Source organism: Pedobacter frigidisoli (genome assembly GCF_004331675.1).
Lineage (GTDB): Bacteria > Bacteroidota > Bacteroidia > Sphingobacteriales > Sphingobacteriaceae > Pedobacter > Pedobacter frigidisoli.
In genome coordinates this window covers 525,528-542,391 of sequence record NZ_SJSN01000001.1, presented here as the reverse complement: position 1 = coordinate 542,391, position 16,864 = coordinate 525,528, and the positions used below count along the sequence as shown (strand labels likewise).

Annotated in this window: 20 protein-coding genes; 13 read left to right on the top strand and 7 right to left on the bottom strand. The window is 36.5% G+C overall.

The annotated features are described in order from the left end of the window. Nucleotides 1-63: 63 nt before the first annotated feature. Nucleotides 64-1,548, bottom strand: a complete 1,485-nt coding sequence (locus tag EZ449_RS02350; RefSeq protein WP_131556339.1) for a xylulokinase — start codon at nucleotides 1,546-1,548, stop codon at nucleotides 64-66. Between the two features lie 246 nt (nucleotides 1,549-1,794). Between EZ449_RS02350 and EZ449_RS02345 the strand changes: the two genes are divergently transcribed. From EZ449_RS02345 to EZ449_RS02325, 5 genes are all read left to right on the top strand, one after another. Continuing rightward, on the top strand, nucleotides 1,795-2,130 hold the full coding sequence (locus EZ449_RS02345; RefSeq protein WP_131556338.1) for a tRNA-binding protein: 336 nt from the start codon (nucleotides 1,795-1,797) through the stop codon (nucleotides 2,128-2,130). Between the two features lie 285 nt (nucleotides 2,131-2,415). Then, nucleotides 2,416-2,883 (top strand): nucleoside deaminase, encoded by a 468-nt coding sequence (locus EZ449_RS02340; protein ID WP_131556337.1) that lies wholly within the window; start codon nucleotides 2,416-2,418, stop codon nucleotides 2,881-2,883. A 106-nt stretch (nucleotides 2,884-2,989) separates the two neighbouring features. Beyond that, a complete protein-coding gene (locus tag EZ449_RS02335; RefSeq protein ID WP_131556336.1) occupies nucleotides 2,990-3,598 on the top strand; it encodes a superoxide dismutase in 609 nt (202 codons plus the stop codon). A gap of 97 nt (nucleotides 3,599-3,695) precedes the next feature. After that, entirely contained in the window at nucleotides 3,696-4,157 is a 462-nt protein-coding gene (locus EZ449_RS02330; protein ID WP_131556335.1) for a hypothetical protein, read from the top strand. A gap of 140 nt (nucleotides 4,158-4,297) precedes the next feature. Further along, nucleotides 4,298-4,528, top strand: a complete 231-nt coding sequence (locus EZ449_RS02325; RefSeq protein WP_131556334.1) for a hypothetical protein — start codon at nucleotides 4,298-4,300, stop codon at nucleotides 4,526-4,528. Nucleotides 4,529-4,648: 120 nt separating this feature from the next. Here the strand turns inward: EZ449_RS02325 and EZ449_RS02320 are convergent, their stop codons facing one another. Next, complete coding sequence (locus EZ449_RS02320) at nucleotides 4,649-5,581, bottom strand: hydrogen peroxide-inducible genes activator (protein WP_131556333.1); 933 nt, start codon at nucleotides 5,579-5,581, stop codon at nucleotides 4,649-4,651. A gap of 204 nt (nucleotides 5,582-5,785) precedes the next feature. Here EZ449_RS02320 and trmB point away from each other — a divergent pair, with 204 nt between their 5' ends. From trmB to EZ449_RS02295, 5 genes are all read left to right on the top strand, one after another. After that, entirely contained in the window at nucleotides 5,786-6,436 is a 651-nt protein-coding gene (gene trmB / locus EZ449_RS02315; RefSeq protein WP_131556332.1) for a tRNA (guanosine(46)-N7)-methyltransferase TrmB, read from the top strand. After that, the gene (locus EZ449_RS02310) at nucleotides 6,436-6,765 is read left to right on the top strand and encodes an MGMT family protein (protein WP_205942922.1); all 330 of its coding nucleotides are present in this window, start codon (nucleotides 6,436-6,438) and stop codon (nucleotides 6,763-6,765) included. The genes trmB and EZ449_RS02310 overlap by 1 nt, the downstream gene beginning before the upstream one ends. Before the next feature lie 105 nt (nucleotides 6,766-6,870). Next, nucleotides 6,871-7,197: a four helix bundle protein gene (locus EZ449_RS02305; RefSeq protein WP_225872205.1), complete on the top strand. Its 327-nt coding sequence runs from the start codon at nucleotides 6,871-6,873 to the stop codon at nucleotides 7,195-7,197. Between the two features lie 18 nt (nucleotides 7,198-7,215). After that, nucleotides 7,216-7,806: a DNA-3-methyladenine glycosylase I gene (locus tag EZ449_RS02300; RefSeq protein ID WP_131556330.1), complete on the top strand. Its 591-nt coding sequence runs from the start codon at nucleotides 7,216-7,218 to the stop codon at nucleotides 7,804-7,806. After that, a complete protein-coding gene (locus EZ449_RS02295; protein WP_131556329.1) occupies nucleotides 7,806-8,339 on the top strand; it encodes a GNAT family N-acetyltransferase in 534 nt (177 codons plus the stop codon). Before EZ449_RS02300 ends, EZ449_RS02295 begins: the two co-directional genes overlap by 1 nt. A gap of 141 nt (nucleotides 8,340-8,480) precedes the next feature. Here the strand turns inward: EZ449_RS02295 and EZ449_RS02290 are convergent, their stop codons facing one another. Next, nucleotides 8,481-9,161 carry a hypothetical protein gene (locus tag EZ449_RS02290; protein WP_131556328.1) on the bottom strand — a complete coding sequence of 227 codons (681 nt, stop codon included), beginning with the start codon at nucleotides 9,159-9,161 and terminating at the stop codon, nucleotides 8,481-8,483. Nucleotides 9,162-9,342: 181 nt separating this feature from the next. Between EZ449_RS02290 and EZ449_RS02285 the strand changes: the two genes are divergently transcribed. The 3 genes from EZ449_RS02285 (at nucleotide 9,343) to EZ449_RS02275 (ending at nucleotide 13,302) form a co-directional block, all read left to right on the top strand. Then, a complete protein-coding gene (locus tag EZ449_RS02285; protein ID WP_165499672.1) occupies nucleotides 9,343-9,912 on the top strand; it encodes a CPBP family glutamic-type intramembrane protease in 570 nt (189 codons plus the stop codon). An 87-nt stretch (nucleotides 9,913-9,999) separates the two neighbouring features. After that, a complete protein-coding gene (gene polA / locus EZ449_RS02280) occupies nucleotides 10,000-12,810 on the top strand; it encodes a DNA polymerase I (protein ID WP_131556326.1) in 2,811 nt (936 codons plus the stop codon). A 150-nt stretch (nucleotides 12,811-12,960) separates the two neighbouring features. Further along, a complete protein-coding gene (locus EZ449_RS02275; RefSeq protein WP_131556325.1) occupies nucleotides 12,961-13,302 on the top strand; it encodes a hypothetical protein in 342 nt (113 codons plus the stop codon). 54 nt (nucleotides 13,303-13,356) lie between these two features. Here EZ449_RS02275 and EZ449_RS02270 read toward each other — a convergent pair whose 3' ends face one another. The 4 genes from EZ449_RS02270 to EZ449_RS02255 form a co-directional block, all read right to left on the bottom strand. Further along, nucleotides 13,357-14,034: a metal-dependent hydrolase gene (locus tag EZ449_RS02270; RefSeq protein WP_131556324.1), complete on the bottom strand. Its 678-nt coding sequence runs from the start codon at nucleotides 14,032-14,034 to the stop codon at nucleotides 13,357-13,359. Between the two features lie 60 nt (nucleotides 14,035-14,094). After that, nucleotides 14,095-14,400, bottom strand: a complete 306-nt coding sequence (locus tag EZ449_RS02265; RefSeq protein ID WP_131556323.1) for a YbaB/EbfC family nucleoid-associated protein — start codon at nucleotides 14,398-14,400, stop codon at nucleotides 14,095-14,097. A 607-nt stretch (nucleotides 14,401-15,007) separates the two neighbouring features. Continuing rightward, nucleotides 15,008-16,240, bottom strand: coding sequence for a serine hydrolase domain-containing protein (locus tag EZ449_RS02260; RefSeq protein WP_131556322.1), 1,233 nt, complete (start codon nucleotides 16,238-16,240; stop codon nucleotides 15,008-15,010). A 68-nt stretch (nucleotides 16,241-16,308) separates the two neighbouring features. Then, nucleotides 16,309-16,860, bottom strand: a complete 552-nt coding sequence (locus tag EZ449_RS02255) for a cupin domain-containing protein (RefSeq protein WP_131556321.1) — start codon at nucleotides 16,858-16,860, stop codon at nucleotides 16,309-16,311. Between the last annotated feature and the right edge of the window lie 4 nt (nucleotides 16,861-16,864).

Here is a 16,864-nt window from a genome sequence, read left to right as displayed (position 1 = left end):
ATTTTGTTGATAGTCAATAGTCTATGGTTAAATTCGTTAAGCTTTCCGACTACTAACTACATTCTATTCACTAATTAATTGTTTCTCTAATATTTCTTTCCATTCTTGATAAATGGGTTCGTATGCCTCGGCATGTTTTGGGATTAAGGTTTTTATGACCTCATGTTGTGTAAATGCTTCTTCAGCGGTTTTAAAAATTTCTGCACCAATTCCAGCGCCTAAGGCTGCGCCAACGCTGCCGTCGTTTTCATATAATTCTACCGGAACACCAGTAACATCTACAAAGGTTTGAGCAAAAACATCACTTAAAAAAAGGTTTGCTCTGCCAGCTCGAATAACTTTAGGCTTCATTCCATTTTCTCGCATAATATCTAATCCGTACCTAAAAGAGAATGCTATTCCCTCTTGCACGGCCCTAAAAATATCAGATTGATGATGGATGTTTAAATCAATACCCAATATTTGAGCACCAGTATATTTATTATTGAGAATTCGCTCGGCCCCATTTCCAAAAGGCAAAACCTTTAAACCCTTACTTCCAATTGGAGATTTAGTCGCTAGATTATTGAGTTCTGGATAGGAAGATTTCGGAGCGAAATTGTGTTTCGCCCAACGATACATACTTCCCGTTCCATTTATGCATAATAAAACACCTGTATTTTTCTTTTCTTGGGAATAGGTTACATGAGCGAAAGTATTTATTCGCGATTGCTTGTCATAGGTAAGACTATCGCTTACACCATAAATTACGCCTGATGTTCCAGCTGTTGCAGCTACTTCGCCAGGTTTTAAAACATTTAAGGATAAAGCATTATTTGGCTGATCACCTGATTTATACGAAATTGGAATCTCTGCTGTTAATCCAAGTAATTCAGCAACGTCAGTTTTTAGTTTGCCGTGTGATGAAAACAAGGCTTTAACTGTGGGTATAAAATTATCGTTTAAGCCATAGTATTCCATTACGTCTTTCGATAACTCATCTTTTTGGAAATCCCAAAAAATCCCTTCTGATAGTGCAGATATGCTTGTTGTAATTTCGCCTGTAAGTTTCATTGCGATGAAATCACCAGGCAACATTATCTTATCAATGTTCTGATAAATTTCTGGCTCGTTTTCTTTAATCCAGGCCAGTTTTGATGCCGTAAAATTTCCCGGAGAATTAAGTAAGTTCTTCAATGCCTTTTCATGACCAATTGAATCGAAAGCTTTTTCTCCCAATACTACAGCTCGGCTATCACACCAAATGATGCTATCGCGAAGTACATCTTGATCTTTATCTACCACAACCAAGCCATGCATTTGATAAGCAATTCCAATTGCTTTGATTTCTTTCGGATCGAAAAGATTTGTTGCACAAAGTTTCAGAATCGCTTGCTGCGTGTTCTGCCACCAATCTAACGGAGACTGCTCTGCCCAACCTGGTTTTACAGATTTAATTTCTGTTTCTTGCTCTGGGTATTGAGCAGTTGCTACGCTTTTCTGCGTACGAACATCAACTACTGCAACTTTTATAGACGAAGTGCCTACATCAATACCTAATAAATACATCTGTTATCGCTAAAATTAATATCTGGTTATGCAAACGGTTGCATAAAGATAGTCGTAAAATTATAAAACGCAAATTTTTTATAAAATCTACGTAAAAAAAATTGAACTCAAAATAATTAAAACGATTAACTAGATGCCGTACGCTATGCAACCGTTTGAATTATTTTAGGTTTTTATAGTATTAAGACTTAAACATTAATGCAATAATCTTTAGTTTTGCTGGAGATTAAATGAACAATTAAACTTATGCAACAAATTACTTGGGATGATTTTGAAAAGGTTGAGTTAAGGATTGGAACAATTTTAGAAGCACTTGAGTTTCCAGAGGCAAGAAAACCTGCCTTTAAATTGAAAGTTGATTTTGGGGGCCTAGGTGTTAAAACAAGTAGTGCACAAATTACAAAACATTATACGTTAAAAGAGTTGCCAGGCAAACAGATAGTTGGAGTGGTTAACTTTCCTAAAAAGCAGATAGGTAAATTTATGTCTGAATTTTTGGTTACGGGTTTCGCCGATGAAAATGGTGACATTGTTTTAACCGCTGTAGATAAGAAAGTGCCGAATGGAAGTAAGTTGATTTAATTTCTTAACAATTCTCTCGCAGATTTAAAATGATAAATAACGCAGATGCTCCTAGAACGACTTTGCGTGTTCCTAAATTCTTTGCTCCTTAATTTTGAGGATTTGAGGGATACTGACACTTGTTTATTGTACAAAATTTATTTTTAGCCCTGATTGAAATGGCAGCCCCTGATTTTTCTCGGGGCTAAAATGAAAAGCAGGACGAAAGAAACCGATGCGCACTGGTATTGCGCTCCAAAATCTTAAAAACTAAGCCCAACGGCCAAGTTTAATTATATTTGCCACATGAGTTTTTATAATTTCGAAAATACCAATCCAGAAGCAGAAGATATTCATTACATGAAATTGGCACTTGAAGAGGCCAAAAAGGCCTTAACTGAGGATGAAATTCCGATTGGTGCAATTGTGGTAAGTAAGAATAGGATAATTGGAAGAGGCTATAATTTAACAGAGAAATTTAATGATGTTACCGCCCATGCAGAAATGCAGGCTTTTACTTCGGCAGCACAAACCATTGGTGGTAAATACTTAAGGGATTGCACATTATATGTTACCATCGAACCTTGTGTAATGTGTGCTGGCGCTAGCTATTGGACTCAAATCAGCAGAATTGTTTATGGAGCGAGGGAAGAAAAACGCGGCTTCATCTCTAAAAATGCTAATCTTTTGCATCCTAAAACTATCTTAAAAGGAGGCGTTATGGCTGATGAATGCGCAACGCTAATGAAAAAATTTTTTGAAAAGAAAAGGTAACAATCTTCGCTAAAATAAGATTTGATGATATTTACATGAACAATTCTTAACCTACGAATGTTATATTTGCTACAAGAAACATTTTAAAATCTAAAAACATAATACTATGGCTTTTGAATTACCTGCGTTACATTACGCAACCGATGCATTAGAACCGCATATTGATAAAACTACCATGGAAATTCACCATGACAAGCATCACCAAGCTTATGTTACCAACTTAAATAAAGCAGTAGAAGGTAAGCCTGAGGCAAGTTTAAGCATCGAGGAAATTGTAAAAAACATTTCAAAATACCCTGCTGCAGTTAGAAACAATGGCGGTGGACATTATAATCACTCTTTGTTTTGGAACGTTTTAGGTCCAAACAAAGGTGGCGAACCAACTGGCGATTTAGCAAAGGCAATTAATGAAACTTTCGGTTCATTTGCCGAGTTGAAAACTAAAATGCAAGAAGCTGGCGCAACGCGTTTTGGTTCTGGATGGGCTTGGTTATCGGTTAGTGCCGATAAAAAACTGCAAGTATCTTCTACGCCAAACCAAGACAGTCCTTTAATGGATGTTGCTGAGGTAAAAGGTACTCCAATTTTCGGAATCGATGTTTGGGAGCACGCGTATTACTTAAAATACCAAAACAAACGCCCAGATTATTTAGCGGCAATTTGGAATGTGGTAAATTGGGATGCAGTTGCAGAACTTTACAAAAAAGCTTTGTAAGCATCAAATCAATAAAAATTTTGAAAGTCTCGATGCAAATCGAGACTTTCTTGTTTTAAGATAAATAAGTAACTTCGCATATATTAAAATGTTCAAAATGAAGAAGATTATATTTTTATTTTTAATCGTGATTGGGATAAGTGGATTGGCAAATGCGCAGCAAAACAAAATGCCAACACCAGATGAGATTGCTAAAAAAAATGTTGAGGATTTGGATAAAAGGTTAAAACTTAACGCTACGCAGAAAAGTGTGATCTATCGTTTCACTTTCAGTCAGGCAAAAGAACAAGCCGATTTAATAAAAAGACAACAAGCCGGAACTTCTCGAGATGAGGATGTGGACATTTTTTATAAACTGCAGAACGAAACCTCTAAAAATATTCGTAATGTTTTAAAAGGCGAGCAACAAGCAGAATACGATAAAATTATCGAGGAGCGCTTGAGTGGCAAATCAGCAAAAGCCAAAAACAAGAAAAAGAAAAAAGGCGAAGAAGAAGAAGTTGAAAGTGATATAAAAGGCTTGCTTTCTGCACCGCCTTTAGAAAAGCAAAATCAGTAGTGCTTGGTTTAAGATAGTCCTGCTGTACGTTTTAGTCCCAGTTATTGGTAGTGCATAATTAAGGTTCGTACATCTGGGGCTATCACTTCCATCAGGTTTATTACACTTGGGCCTCTGCTAAAACCCACAATTAACAGCTAATGCCAGAAATAATAGTTGGCAGCATCGTGCTCGCCTTATTGTTATCTCCACAGTTGTTGGCTGGTTTCCTCGCCAAACGAACTGGTAGAAATTTTTGGTTCTGGTTTTTTATATCGTTTTTAATACCCATCATTTCATTAATTATCCTGATCTTTTTAGAGGATAAAAATCCAAATTCTTCTAGCTATAAATTGGCAGATCATGTAGATAAAGATCTTGAGCTAAATTAGAATAACTCACGAAATTTTAGAGGCTGTGCTGGTGGGAGAATTTCGTAAATCTTTTTGGGTACTCTTTGCAAAACTGACGAAGTTTTCTCTCGCTCTTGACCGTTGAAGCTTGGTAAGTTTTTAAATTCCAACAATATCTTTCTTTTTCTTCTGCTTCATTGTTTTTGGAATAACGGCTAAAATTTCATCTTTTAAAGCATTGAGCATTCTCTTTTTGATGAAATTCTTATGCGTAACCAAACTGATTTCCCTTACAGGTTCAGGCGATTTAAAGTGACGGATTTTGGTTATTTGTTTTGCACTTAAATCGGTAATTGCCAATTCTGGAAGTAAGGTTGCACCACCATTTAAATCTACCATTCTTACCAGCGTTTCTACACTGCCGGTATTATATTCCAAACCTTGTAATCTGTTGTTTTTGGTAGAACGGCAAATATTTAAAACCTGATTCCGCATACAATGCCCTTCATTTAAAAGCCAAATGTTTTCATCGTTTAAGTCTTCGGCATCTACCGCTTTCTTTTTAAACAACTTGCTATTTTTACTGATGTAGCTTACAAAATTCTCATAATATAAAGGCATCTCTGTAATGTTCACATCTGTTAAAGGCGTTGCCAATATCCCACAGTCTAAAACCCCAGTTTTTAAATGGTGGATAATATCCTCTGTTGTATATTCCCAGATAACCAATTTCAGTTCAGGGTATTTTTCGAGCATTGCCGAAATAACCTCTGGTAGCAAATAGGGTGCAACGGTAGGTATCACACCAATTCTTAGCTCACCTAAAACATCTTGCTGCTGACTGCTAATTAGTTCTTTTATCTTTCCGCTTTCTTGTAAAATAACTCTAGCCTGGGCAATGATTTGAGCGCCAATTTCTGTAGGCGTTACAGGTTGTTTGCTTCTATCGAAAATTTTTACGCTTATTAATTCTTCCAACTTTTGAACTTGCATACTTAATGTAGGTTGGGTTACGAAACATTTATCTGCTGCCGTTACAAAACTTCTGTAAGTATCTACTGCAACAATATATTCAAGCTGAACTAAAGTCATATAGGTATAATTGATTTATATTTTCAAATGTATCAATTTTAACTATGTATTTTTTCCTTTAGATTTTATTTTTTCTAACAATTATCCTCAATACATAGACTAAATTTATGCTACATCGCAAATGCTACTGGTTACAAAGATTGGAGATGGTAAAAAACAGAAATTGGTAATTGATTTAATTGTAAATTTGCCGAAAAAAAACTTTTGGGTAAAGATAAACTTAGGCGATTTGCAGAAATAGAGACTTTTGCAAACGTATATCAATTAGAAGAAGGAAAAGCCTTAAAAGGCAATTGGGCTGCTGAGCATTTTAAAAACACAAATCCTGTTGTATTGGAATTGGCTTGTGGTAAGGGCGAATATACCGTGAACCTGGCCACATTATTCCCAGATAAAAATTTCATTGGCGTAGATTATAAGGGCAATCGCATTTGGCGTGGCGCAAAAACCGCCATCGAAGATGGCATTAATAATGTTGCTTTTTTAAGGATTCAAATAGAGAACCTGTTAGATTATTTTGCTGATGGGGAGATCGATGAAATTTGGATCACTTTCCCTGACCCACAACCACAAGATAGTCGAGAAAAGAAACGGTTAACTTTTCCAGCTTTTTTAAATCGATATCAAGCTGTTTTAAAATCAGGTGGTAACGTAAATCTTAAAACGGATAACGATCAACTGTATGCATACACTTGCGAAAAAGTAGCGGAACTTGGTTTGATAGTTCATAAAAATACCGATCATTTATATACATCTGATTTGGTGGATAACGTTTTATCGATCAAAACTTATTACGAAAAAAAATATTTACTTCACGATAAGAACATCAATTACATTCAGTTTTCTTTTGAATAATGAACACCAACTTTTACGAACAGGTTTATGAGATTGCCCGATTAATTCCGAAAGGGCGGGTAACTTCTTATGGCGCCATTGCTAAAAGTTTGGGTGCTGCAAAATCATCCAGAATGGTTGGTTATGCCATGAGGTATGCCGAAGCTGCCCACCCGAAAGTACCAGCGCATCGCGTAGTAAATAGCAGTGGTTTGCTCACCGGAAAATTCCACTTCAATCCACCAGAGAGAATGGAGGAGCAACTTTTCAATGAAGGTGTAGTGGTCAAGGACAATAAAGTTGTCAACTTTAAAAAGGTGTTTTGGAATCCAATGGAGGAGATTTTTTAGTTTGGAGTTTTAAGTTCTGAGTTTTGGGCGGCTGTTAAATTGCTATATTGTTTCTATATTTAGTTATGGGAACACTAAAGGATTTACTAGCTTATCAAAAAGGTTTTGATCTTTCGCTGCAGATTTTTCAACTATCCATTTCCATCAGAAGAAAAATATAGCTTAACCGATCAGATAAGGAGATGTTCTAGAAGTGTTGGTGCAAACCTTGCCGAAGCTTACCGAAAACGTAAGTATCCAAACCATTTTATTAGTAAACTTTCTGATTCTGACACCGAAATTGGTGAGACACAAACATGGTTAGAGTTTGCTCTAGCCTGTGAGTACATTTCTAATGATGAATTTCAAAAACTAAATAATCAAGCAGAAGAAATAGCTAAATTACTGGTTTATATGATGAATAATCCTGAAAAATTTCTCATCAAAACTTAAAGACATTAAATTTCCATCATGCAGACTCCAAACTCCCAACTATACACTCCAAGCTCACAAGCCCGCTGCACTTGGGCTGGTTCCGATCCGCTTTACATTAAATACCACGATGAGGAATGGGGAAAGCCAGTATTTGATGATAAAATTTTATTCGAGTTTTTAATTTTGGAGGGTGCTCAAGCGGGTTTAAGTTGGATCACCATTCTTCGTAAAAGAGAAAGCTATAGAAAAGCTTTTGCCAACTTTAACGTGAAGAAAGTTGCTGCATTTGATGAAAATGATTTCGAAAGATTAATTCAAGATGCAGGCATTATTCGGAATAAATTAAAGATTAATGGCGCCATCACTAATGCAAAATTGTTCATCAAAATTCAGGAAGAGTTTGGCAGTTTTGCCAAATACATTTGGGGTTTTATGCCAGATGAGAAACCTCTGCAAAATAAAATAGAAAGCATGAGCGACGTGCCACCAAGAACGGAATTATCAGATCAAATTAGCAAGGACATGAAAAAGCGTGGCTTTAAGTTTTTCGGTACTACCATTTGTTATGCTTTTATGCAAGCTACAGGAATGGTAAATGATCATTTGGTAAATTGTTGTGCAAGGTAATGGATGTTTTCCCAAAATTAGTTACAGAAAGACTGATATTGAGACAGTTTCAAGACGATGATCTGGAAAATGTTTACCAAGGTTTGTCTCACCCAAATGTTGTTAAGTATTATGCAGTAAGTTATAATACTTTAGAAGCTACCCGAAATCAGCTTGCTTGGTTCAAAGCGCTGGAAAAAGAAAAAAATGGCATTTGGTGGGCAGTTTGCGATAAGGAAACTAAAGAATTTCTGGGCGCTATCGGGCTTAACAATATGACTCAAATTTATCAGAAAGCAGAAATTGGCTTTTGGCTATTACCAAATTATTGGGCATCAGGAATTATAGTTGAAGCTGCCAAATCAGTTTGCGATTATGCATTTAGCCAATTGAAATTAAACAGAATTGAAGCTTTTGTGGAATCCGCAAACGAAAATAGCAAAAAGGTTTTAAGTAAACTTTCCTTTAATCACGAAGGCACAATGAACAATTGCGAGATTAAAAATAATCAATTTGTCAGTCTAGCAATTTATGCCAAACTTAATTCCCATTAATTTGGCACCTTACTTTTCAGTAAACGGATCTTAAAAATCCTTGTTTAATTTTTTTTAAGGTTTACTCTAGCACCAACTAATTAAGGAGTTATCTTTTATCCCCATCGATCTTAAAATCCTTAAATCCTGAAAAATCCTGATCTATTTTGAATTATACGCCTTAACCAACTCTATCACATCCCTGCTGTTGAACTCCGCACTGTTTTCAACTTTCACTTTTAAATCTGGCTGATCGCCTAATTTTTGAAGAAGAATTGTCCTAACACTTGCTTTTTTATCCTCATCAGTGATGGCTTTCATTGGCACTTCTTGCAAAGGCCCAGCTCCTGGTTTCTCGATAAAGTAACGAACAACTGGTGCACCAGCAGGAAGCTCTGGCCCCGAATTTCTACCTCCGCCACCAATACTAACTCCGCCGCCCATCCCTATACCACCATAACCTCCGGTTCCAGTTCCTATCCCGATTGATGGCCTGAATTTTACTTTCTTTTCTTTTGAAGCTGGCATCAAAGTTCCACCTCCAAATGAATATAAGTTAACGGCGCCCATTTCAATTACTTTTACAAAGCGATATTCGAAATTTCTACCATTTGCAAAACCCTTACTTAAAAAGCTATTTCCATTCCAAAAGAAGTTTTTTACATCTTTTGCAGGCAAAATCACGTCGGCTTGGTCATTTTCGCTAATGTAAACAGAGAAATAATCCGTTCCTTTTATGGTTCCACGAACGACGTCTTCATTATTTTTAACAATAAAATCTTGTGCAAAAAGTGTATTTGTTGCGAATAGAAATATTATAATAAAAAGGTTAAAAATCTTCATAAGTTAGCAATATTAATAAATAACGTAACTAAACCATAATTCATATATGATTGAAACGCTCTCGTTATTTTGGCAGTTCTTAAAAAAGCCAAAACTCTTAAAGCTCAGTAAAGATAATAAAAGTCTTCATAGAGATTTCCTTTGGATATTAGTTCTCGATATATTGTTCGCTGGGTTAATCATGAGCATCTATTACTTATTGTTGCATTTTCAAGTAATAAAAGAATACTATGAAAAAGTCGATGTTCTCAAAAAATATGGTATTTATGCAATGCTGTTTTTGGGATGTTTAGTAGCTCCATTTATCGAAGAATCGATGTTTAGATGGCATCTACGTAAAAAATATGCAACCATTTATTTTATATGCTTTAGTTTGGCCATTATTTCTGCTTACTTTTTAAATAGTAATTACCTCTATTTTCCCATATTTACCTTTTTTCTAATTATCGCTCTAATTCTTCACAGTTATTTTAAAAGAATTAGCACCACTCGAAAACAATTGTTTTGGCGAAAAGCCTACCCTTTCATTTTTTATTATTCTGGAGTTTTGTTTGGATTAGTTCATTACACCAATATGAAAGATTTAACATTAGATAATCCTGTTTTTCTGATTTTTGTTTCTTCTCAGGCATTCGGTGGCCTATCTATGGGTTATCTGCGAATAAAATATGGCTTTTGGTATTCAGTTTTGTTTCATTGTTGCTTCAATTTTATTGCAATTATGTTGGAGTTCTTTTTGAGTAAAATCTAAAATAATCTTATGTAAACCTTTAACTTTGGTTACTTTTATCATCTGATAAATCAAATTATCAGATGAATTAATAATCTGTGTAATCACATGAACAATAAAAAACTCTTTCTCCTGGATGGTATGGCGCTGATGTACCGAGCGCATTTTGCTTTGAGTAAAAACCCACGTTTTACGTCGTCAGGCATCAATACATCGGCAGTAATGGGTTTCACCAATACGCTACTGGATGTTTTGAAGAAAGAAAAACCTACTCACATTGCAGTAGTTTTCGATACCGAAGCACCAACAGAAAGGCATACTTCTTTCGAAGCATACAAAGCGCATCGCCAAGCCATGCCCGAAGATTTGGCAGCAGCAATGCCTTATGTGATCAAGCTAATTACTGGGTTTAATATTCCCGTAATTACATCTGATGGTTACGAAGCAGATGATATTATTGGTACGCTGGCGAAAAAGGCGGAATTGAAAGGTTATCAGGTTTTTTGCATGACACCAGATAAGGATTTTGCGCAATTGGTTTCTGAAAATATCTTCATTTACAAGCCCGCTCGTATGGGCAATGGAATGGAAATTTTGGGTGTAAAAGAAATTTTGGCAAAATGGGAGATAGAAAATGTACTTCAGGTTATTGATATTTTAGGTTTATGGGGCGATGCTGTAGATAATATTCCAGGTATTCCAGGAATTGGTGAGAAAACGGCTAAATTATTAATCAAGCAATATGGCTCGATGGAGAACATTATTGCACATTCACATGAGTTAAAAGGTAAACAGCGTGAAAACGTAGAAAATTTTGCTGAGCAAGGATTAATCTCTAAAAAACTGGCTACTATTTTATTAGATGTTCCAGTAGAACTGGATGAGGAAAGTCTGGAACTTTGCGATCCGAGCAAGGATTTATTGGAGCCACTCTTTACCGAATTAGAGTTTAGAACATTAGGTCGCCGTGTTTTTGGCGATGAGTTTTCGGTAACCACCGCAAAATTTCAGGAAGGTACGCAAACCGATCTTTTTGGAAATCATCCTGGGGAAGCCATTCAATATACCAATACTTTAGAGGAGGAGCCAGTTGAGAAACTTCCGGCTAAAACTATAGAAAATACAGAACACGAATATATTTTAATTGAAACAGACGAGCAACGTGCTGATTTGATCAAGCTTTTACTAGAACAAGAAAGAATTTCATTCGATACCGAAACCACCGGAACGGATGCAAATATGGCCGATTTGGTCGGTTTATCATTCTCCATAAAACCGGGAACGGGCTATTACATTCCTGTTTCTGAAGTTAGGGAAGAAGCACAAGCAATTGTTGATGAATTTAGGGTGGTGCTGGAGAATGATAAAATTGGAAAGATTGGGCAAAACACCAAATACGATATTTTAGTTTTAAAATGGTATGGTGTTCAGGTGAGCGGAAAGATTTTCGATACCATGCTCGCCCATTACTTAATTGATCCTGATACCAGACATGGAATGGATATTTTAGCTGAAAATTATTTAGGTTATTCTCCAATATCGATTACAAAATTAATTGGCGCAAAAGGTAAAAACCAAGGAACCATGCGTGATGTTCCGGTAATTGATGTGGTTGATTATGCAGCTGAAGATGCCGATGTTACCTTACAATTGGCCCATATTTTTGAACCAAAGTTAATGGAATTAAATGCCGCTAAACTAGCCGAGGAAATTGAAAATCCATTAGTTTATGTGTTAGCTGATATAGAAAAAGAAGGGGTTAGAATTGATATTGAAACTTTACAAGCTTACTCAAAGGAACTCGAAAAGGATATCATAAAATTCGAGCAAAACGTTTACGACAAAGCAGGAATCAAGTTTAATCTGGCGTCGCCAAAGCAATTGGGTGAAGTTTTGTTTGATAAACTTCAGTTAGATCCAAAGGCGAAAAAGACCAAAACGGGTCAGTACCAAACTGGTGAAGATGTTTTGATGGCATTAGCAAGCAAAAGTGATATCGTTCAGGATATTTTAGATTTCCGTCAATTGCAGAAATTGAAATCTACCTATGTTGATGCTTTGCCTTTAATGGTAAATTCAAAGACGGGTCGTGTACACACGTCTTACAATCAAGCGGTTGCCGCCACAGGACGATTAAGTTCTAACAATCCTAATTTGCAAAATATTCCAATTCGAACAGAACGCGGCAGAGAAGTACGTAAGGCTTTTATTCCGAGGGATGAAAATCATATCCTACTTTCTGCCGATTATTCGCAGATTGAGCTTCGCATTATTGCCGAAATTAGCAAAGAAGAAAATATGCTCGATGCTTTTAGTAAAGGCATTGATATTCATACAGCCACCGCCGCAAAAGTATATGGAATAAGTATTGAGGAAGTGGATGGAACACAACGTAGGAATGCAAAAGCGGTTAACTTTGGTATTATTTACGGACAATCAGCTTTCGGATTATCACAGAACTTAGGTATTCCACGTAAAGAGGCTGCAGAAATTATCGAACAATACTTTGCGCAATATCCAGGCATCAAACGTTACATGAGCGATACCATGAATTTCGCCAGAGAAAATGGATTCGTGGAAACGATCATGGGTAGAAGGCGCTATTTACGAGATATCAATTCTGCGAATCAAACCGTACGTGGTTTTGCTGAACGAAATGCGATAAATGCACCCATTCAAGGTTCTGCTGCAGATATGATCAAGATTGCGATGATTAATATTCATAAGGAAATGAAAGCACAAAATCTACAATCAACCATGACTATGCAGGTGCATGATGAGTTGGTTTTCGATGCATTAAGATCAGAGAAAGAAGCAATGAAAGCCATTATTCAAGATAAAATGACCAATGCAATTAAGCTTACTGTTCCAATTGTCGTAGAAATTGGTGAGGGTGATAATTGGTTGGCAGCGCATTAAAAAATATTTTCCTTATCTTCATTAAAACTTCATCCCGATTAATCAATTTTATATCAACAAATAAACGAGTAAAACAAAAAATTAAGAACATGAAACCTCGGAGTGAAACGAAGAAGCTTCATGGCAATTAAAAAAACAAATCGAAAAAGTATGAAAAAATTATTGAGTTTAATCGCAATCGCAGCATTTGGTTTAACCACAGCATTTGCTCAAACACCAGCTACTGCACCAGCAAAAAAAGTTGTAAAAAAAGAAGTTAAAACTGCAACAGCACCTGCAAAGGCAGGCGTTAAAATGGAAGCTAAAAAAGTAGAGACTAAAACTACTACAACAGCAGCTAAGGTAAAGGCAGATGGAACGCCAGATATGCGTTTTAAGGAAAATAAAACAAAAGCAGTAACTAAAGTTGTTGGACCTACCAAAAAAGACGGAACAGCAGATATGCGTTACAAAGCAAATAAAACAACAACTAAGGTTGTAAAAAAGAACTAGGTTTAGGTGGTTTATAATTGAAAAAGTCCCGATGCGAGTCGGGACTTTTTTTATTTATAGTGTTATTGTTTCGCCAATCTTGGGCAGCAACAAAGTTTTGTTTTCTCGTTTAAATTTATCTAAAGCTATATTGGTATCAATCTCAATTACAGGAAAAGTATTGTAGTGTACGCCAATAACCTTGTCGCAATCAAAATATTTTGTAGCAACCAAGGCATCATCAACATCCATTGTGTAATTACCACCGATTGGTAGAATGGCATAATCCAAATTGTAGATGTCTGCCAATACTTTCATTTCAATTGCTAATCCAGTATCGCCGGCAAAATAAATTTGCTTTCCATCAACTTCGAGTACAAAACCTGCAGGATTGCCACCGTAGCTGCCATCCGGTAAGCCAGCAGAATGTGTAGCTGGCACCATTCTCACAGTACCCCAATCGAAAGTAAACTTACCGAAATTCATTGGGTGCACTTTTTCAATTCCTTGTTTTTGTGCCCAATCTATTACCTCAGGCATGGCGATAACGGTAGCGCCAGTCTGTTTTGCCAACTCAACTAAATCAGCAACATGGTCGCCATGGCCATGACTTACCAAAATATAATCGGCCTCTATTGCTTTAATATCTATAGCCTTAGCTAAAGGATTGTGCGTGATAAACGGATCGAATAAAAGTTTTTGGCTCTCTGTTTCCAATAAGAAACAAGATTGCCCATAGTAAGTATATTTCATAATTGTTGTATTAGGATAAATTCAATTAATTAAAAGCAGGAAGATTTTTTACTGACTTAATTACTGTCCAAACATTCCGCCTAATCCACCGAGCATATCTTGAGCCGATGCTTGCATTTCTGCAGCGCTTACTTCCTCTGCACTTGCCATAGCTTTGTTTATAGCTGTTAAAAGCAATTCCTCTAGCTCTTCCTTATCAGCGGTTTTCAAAAATTCTTCATCAATCGCAACGCCAGTAATGGCTTTGTTAGCCGTTGCAGTAATTTTGATTGCGCCATTTTCAACTTCGCCAAACACCGAAATGGTATCTAAGCGTTTCTTAATCTCTTCGGCCTTTTGTTGCGCCGCGAATAATTTATCGAACATAATCTGTTGTTTTAATATAAAAGAAAAAATATAACGATTTGGTTTTAGTTATTTTTTTGAAAAGCAGTCGCAGCAAAAATATCGATGTCAGTCCCGCTTTCGTTCCAATCTTTTGTGAATGTTAGCGGGGTTATTAAAGCATGTACATCAAAAGGATTTCCACACCAATCGGGTTTAATTTACCTCATGTTGTACATTAAACTTAAACCTGCTCCTATATAAAGCCAAGTATTTCCGCCGAAAACGGTCTGTTGTTTATAAACCCGACAGGCGCAAATATCCTTTTTGTTGCAGCTACCCAGAAAGTAATGTCATGCTAAGGCACGAAGCATCTGCAAACGATTAAACAGCTTCTTCGTTTAGATTATTGTTCTCAAAGGAATTCTTGCTTGCTTCGCAGGTCTTCATTCCTTGTATTGATGTTCTAATGCTCTCATCATTGCGAGAAGATTCATCGATTTCTCATCGGTAATATTTGTGGCAATTTCCTACTTGTTTTGAAATGTGCAAGCTGCAATGAGGTTGCCACGAAACAATGAAAAATTGTTTCTCGCAATGACGCCGCCCTAGACCTCGCTAATATTGACTTTATTCTTTTGAAGATAATCTAATCTTCGTCGCTGCCTGGCAAGCTGCCATTTCCATGATAAGCGCCTTTGCGAATAATTGGCATATCGAGGTGTTTATACAAATCATCTAAGTGCATTAAACTTCCATTGGTTAAGTTGCCCAAGAAAATTACGATAATGTTCTTATTCAAATCGCGAACGTAAATATGGCGGAAACCATGCCACCAACCCGTGTGGTAAACTACCTTATCCATCTTTTCGCCATCAAACATTCTCCAGCCATAACCATAATTGAAATGGCCGTTGATGGGCTTATTGCGGCCAACGTACGATGAGTCGGTACTGGCTTTGCTAATAAAGCGACCGTTTTTTAGGTATTTATCATACAGAACTAAGTCGTGAACGGTACTATAAATGCCTTTATCGCCAACAGGGCCATCTAAAAAGTTTTGAGCAACTGAATATCTAAAGCTATTGCGGTCATGGCCAACCACATCAACAGGAATTTTTTCGTATTCCGTAGTGCTGTAAACGTGGGTATGTTTCATTCCGGCAGGTTTAAAGATATGCTCCATCATGTACTGAGAATAACGTTGGCCGGTTACTTTCTCGATGATGGCTCCTAAAACCATAAAGTTTGAGTTGTTGTAATGAAAACGGTTATCAGGCTTAACATAAGGATTGGGTTTGCGCTCTGCAATTACGTTCATTACCTCTTGGTTGGTAACGCCTTTTTTCATGTTTCGCTTTTCCTTGCGCCAAATATCATCGATAAAGTAAACGTAATTCATCATTCCGCTGCGGTGAGTAAGCAAGAGCTTAACCGTAATTCCCTCATACGGAAAATTTGGGAAAAATTTCTTAACGTTATCGTTTAATGAAAGCTTTTTAGCCTCAACCAATTGCATAATTGCAGTGCCGGTAAACGTTTTGGTAATGGAGGCAAGTTCGAATTCTGAATTAATTTTTAAGCTATCGCGATGTAAATAATCGGCCCAACCAATGGCTTTTTCGTAAAGGATTTTGCCATCCTTTGCTACAAGCATATTTCCATTGAAGCTGTATTTCTTATGCAGATTATCTACAAAGTCAGCTATCCATTTATCGCCTTTTGAAGGGTTATAAGCAATTAATGAACTATCTGCCTTGTCATCTTCTTTTGTTCGGATTTTGGCATCAGCTGCTTTTTTCTCTTCTGATTTTTTACTGTTACAGGCTGTTAATAATGTTACCGAGAGGGCTAATGCTGAACATATATATCTAAAATTCATTTATAATTTAGGTAGTGTATTTAAAACACGAAAATTAAAGAATTTTAGACTGTTAAACGGAAAGAGTTTTAAACATTTGCGCAATTTTGGTTGTACCAGCACTCGAATAAATGGCCTTTTGTTCCATAAACAGGATCATTATCTGGATTTTTTACCTTGGCAATGTCTTCATCAGCCTCTGGGCGTTCTTCTGGCTTACCATATTTCATGTTATATTCAGCTCCGTTAGGATAAGCACCAACTACTGTAAAGTCTTCGGTAGAATTTAATTTCATGTGAGCAACTCCAACTGGAATTACGACCACATCGCCCTTATCTAATTCTATACAAACACCATGTTCGCCCCCAAATTGAACATCGGCCTTTCCGCAAAATACGCCCATTACTTCATGGGTATTGCTATGGTAATGTTGATAATCGAATATGCCATCAACCCAAGCATTGGTGTAGCCATTTTTGGCGAAGACTTTTTTAATAACATCTGCAGTATCATCAGGATGAATTAAAAGTGCTCCTTTGTAAATCATCAATGGGAAATTTGGGTTGTTAGGGAAATTGCCGTTCTCTTCGATTTTATGTGAAACTAAATAAGCTTCTTGTATCAGTTTTTCTTTGTCCATGATA

Coding starts and splice junctions, on each gene's coding strand:
- EZ449_RS02340 (WP_131556337.1), top strand. CDS start 2,416: ATGAGTTTTTATAATTTCGAAAATACCAATCCAGAAGCAGAAGATATT.
- EZ449_RS02290 (WP_131556328.1), bottom strand. CDS start 9,161: ATGAAGATTTTTAACCTTTTTATTATAATATTTCTATTCGCAACAAAT.
- EZ449_RS02350 (WP_131556339.1), bottom strand. CDS start 1,548: ATGTATTTATTAGGTATTGATGTAGGCACTTCGTCTATAAAAGTTGCA.
- EZ449_RS02255 (WP_131556321.1), bottom strand. CDS start 16,860: ATGGACAAAGAAAAACTGATACAAGAAGCTTATTTAGTTTCACATAAA.
- EZ449_RS02270 (WP_131556324.1), bottom strand. CDS start 14,034: ATGAAATATACTTACTATGGGCAATCTTGTTTCTTATTGGAAACAGAG.
- EZ449_RS02295 (WP_131556329.1), top strand. CDS start 7,806: ATGGATGTTTTCCCAAAATTAGTTACAGAAAGACTGATATTGAGACAG.
- EZ449_RS02345 (WP_131556338.1), top strand. CDS start 1,795: ATGCAACAAATTACTTGGGATGATTTTGAAAAGGTTGAGTTAAGGATT.
- EZ449_RS02285 (WP_165499672.1), top strand. CDS start 9,343: ATGAGCATCTATTACTTATTGTTGCATTTTCAAGTAATAAAAGAATAC.
- EZ449_RS02325 (WP_131556334.1), top strand. CDS start 4,298: ATGCCAGAAATAATAGTTGGCAGCATCGTGCTCGCCTTATTGTTATCT.
- EZ449_RS02265 (WP_131556323.1), bottom strand. CDS start 14,400: ATGTTCGATAAATTATTCGCGGCGCAACAAAAGGCCGAAGAGATTAAG.
- polA (WP_131556326.1), top strand. CDS start 10,000: ATGAACAATAAAAAACTCTTTCTCCTGGATGGTATGGCGCTGATGTAC.
- EZ449_RS02320 (WP_131556333.1), bottom strand. CDS start 5,581: ATGACTTTAGTTCAGCTTGAATATATTGTTGCAGTAGATACTTACAGA.
- EZ449_RS02300 (WP_131556330.1), top strand. CDS start 7,216: ATGCAGACTCCAAACTCCCAACTATACACTCCAAGCTCACAAGCCCGC.
- EZ449_RS02310 (WP_205942922.1), top strand. CDS start 6,436: ATGAACACCAACTTTTACGAACAGGTTTATGAGATTGCCCGATTAATT.
- EZ449_RS02260 (WP_131556322.1), bottom strand. CDS start 16,240: ATGAATTTTAGATATATATGTTCAGCATTAGCCCTCTCGGTAACATTA.
- EZ449_RS02275 (WP_131556325.1), top strand. CDS start 12,961: ATGAAAAAATTATTGAGTTTAATCGCAATCGCAGCATTTGGTTTAACC.
- EZ449_RS02335 (WP_131556336.1), top strand. CDS start 2,990: ATGGCTTTTGAATTACCTGCGTTACATTACGCAACCGATGCATTAGAA.
- EZ449_RS02330 (WP_131556335.1), top strand. CDS start 3,696: ATGAAGAAGATTATATTTTTATTTTTAATCGTGATTGGGATAAGTGGA.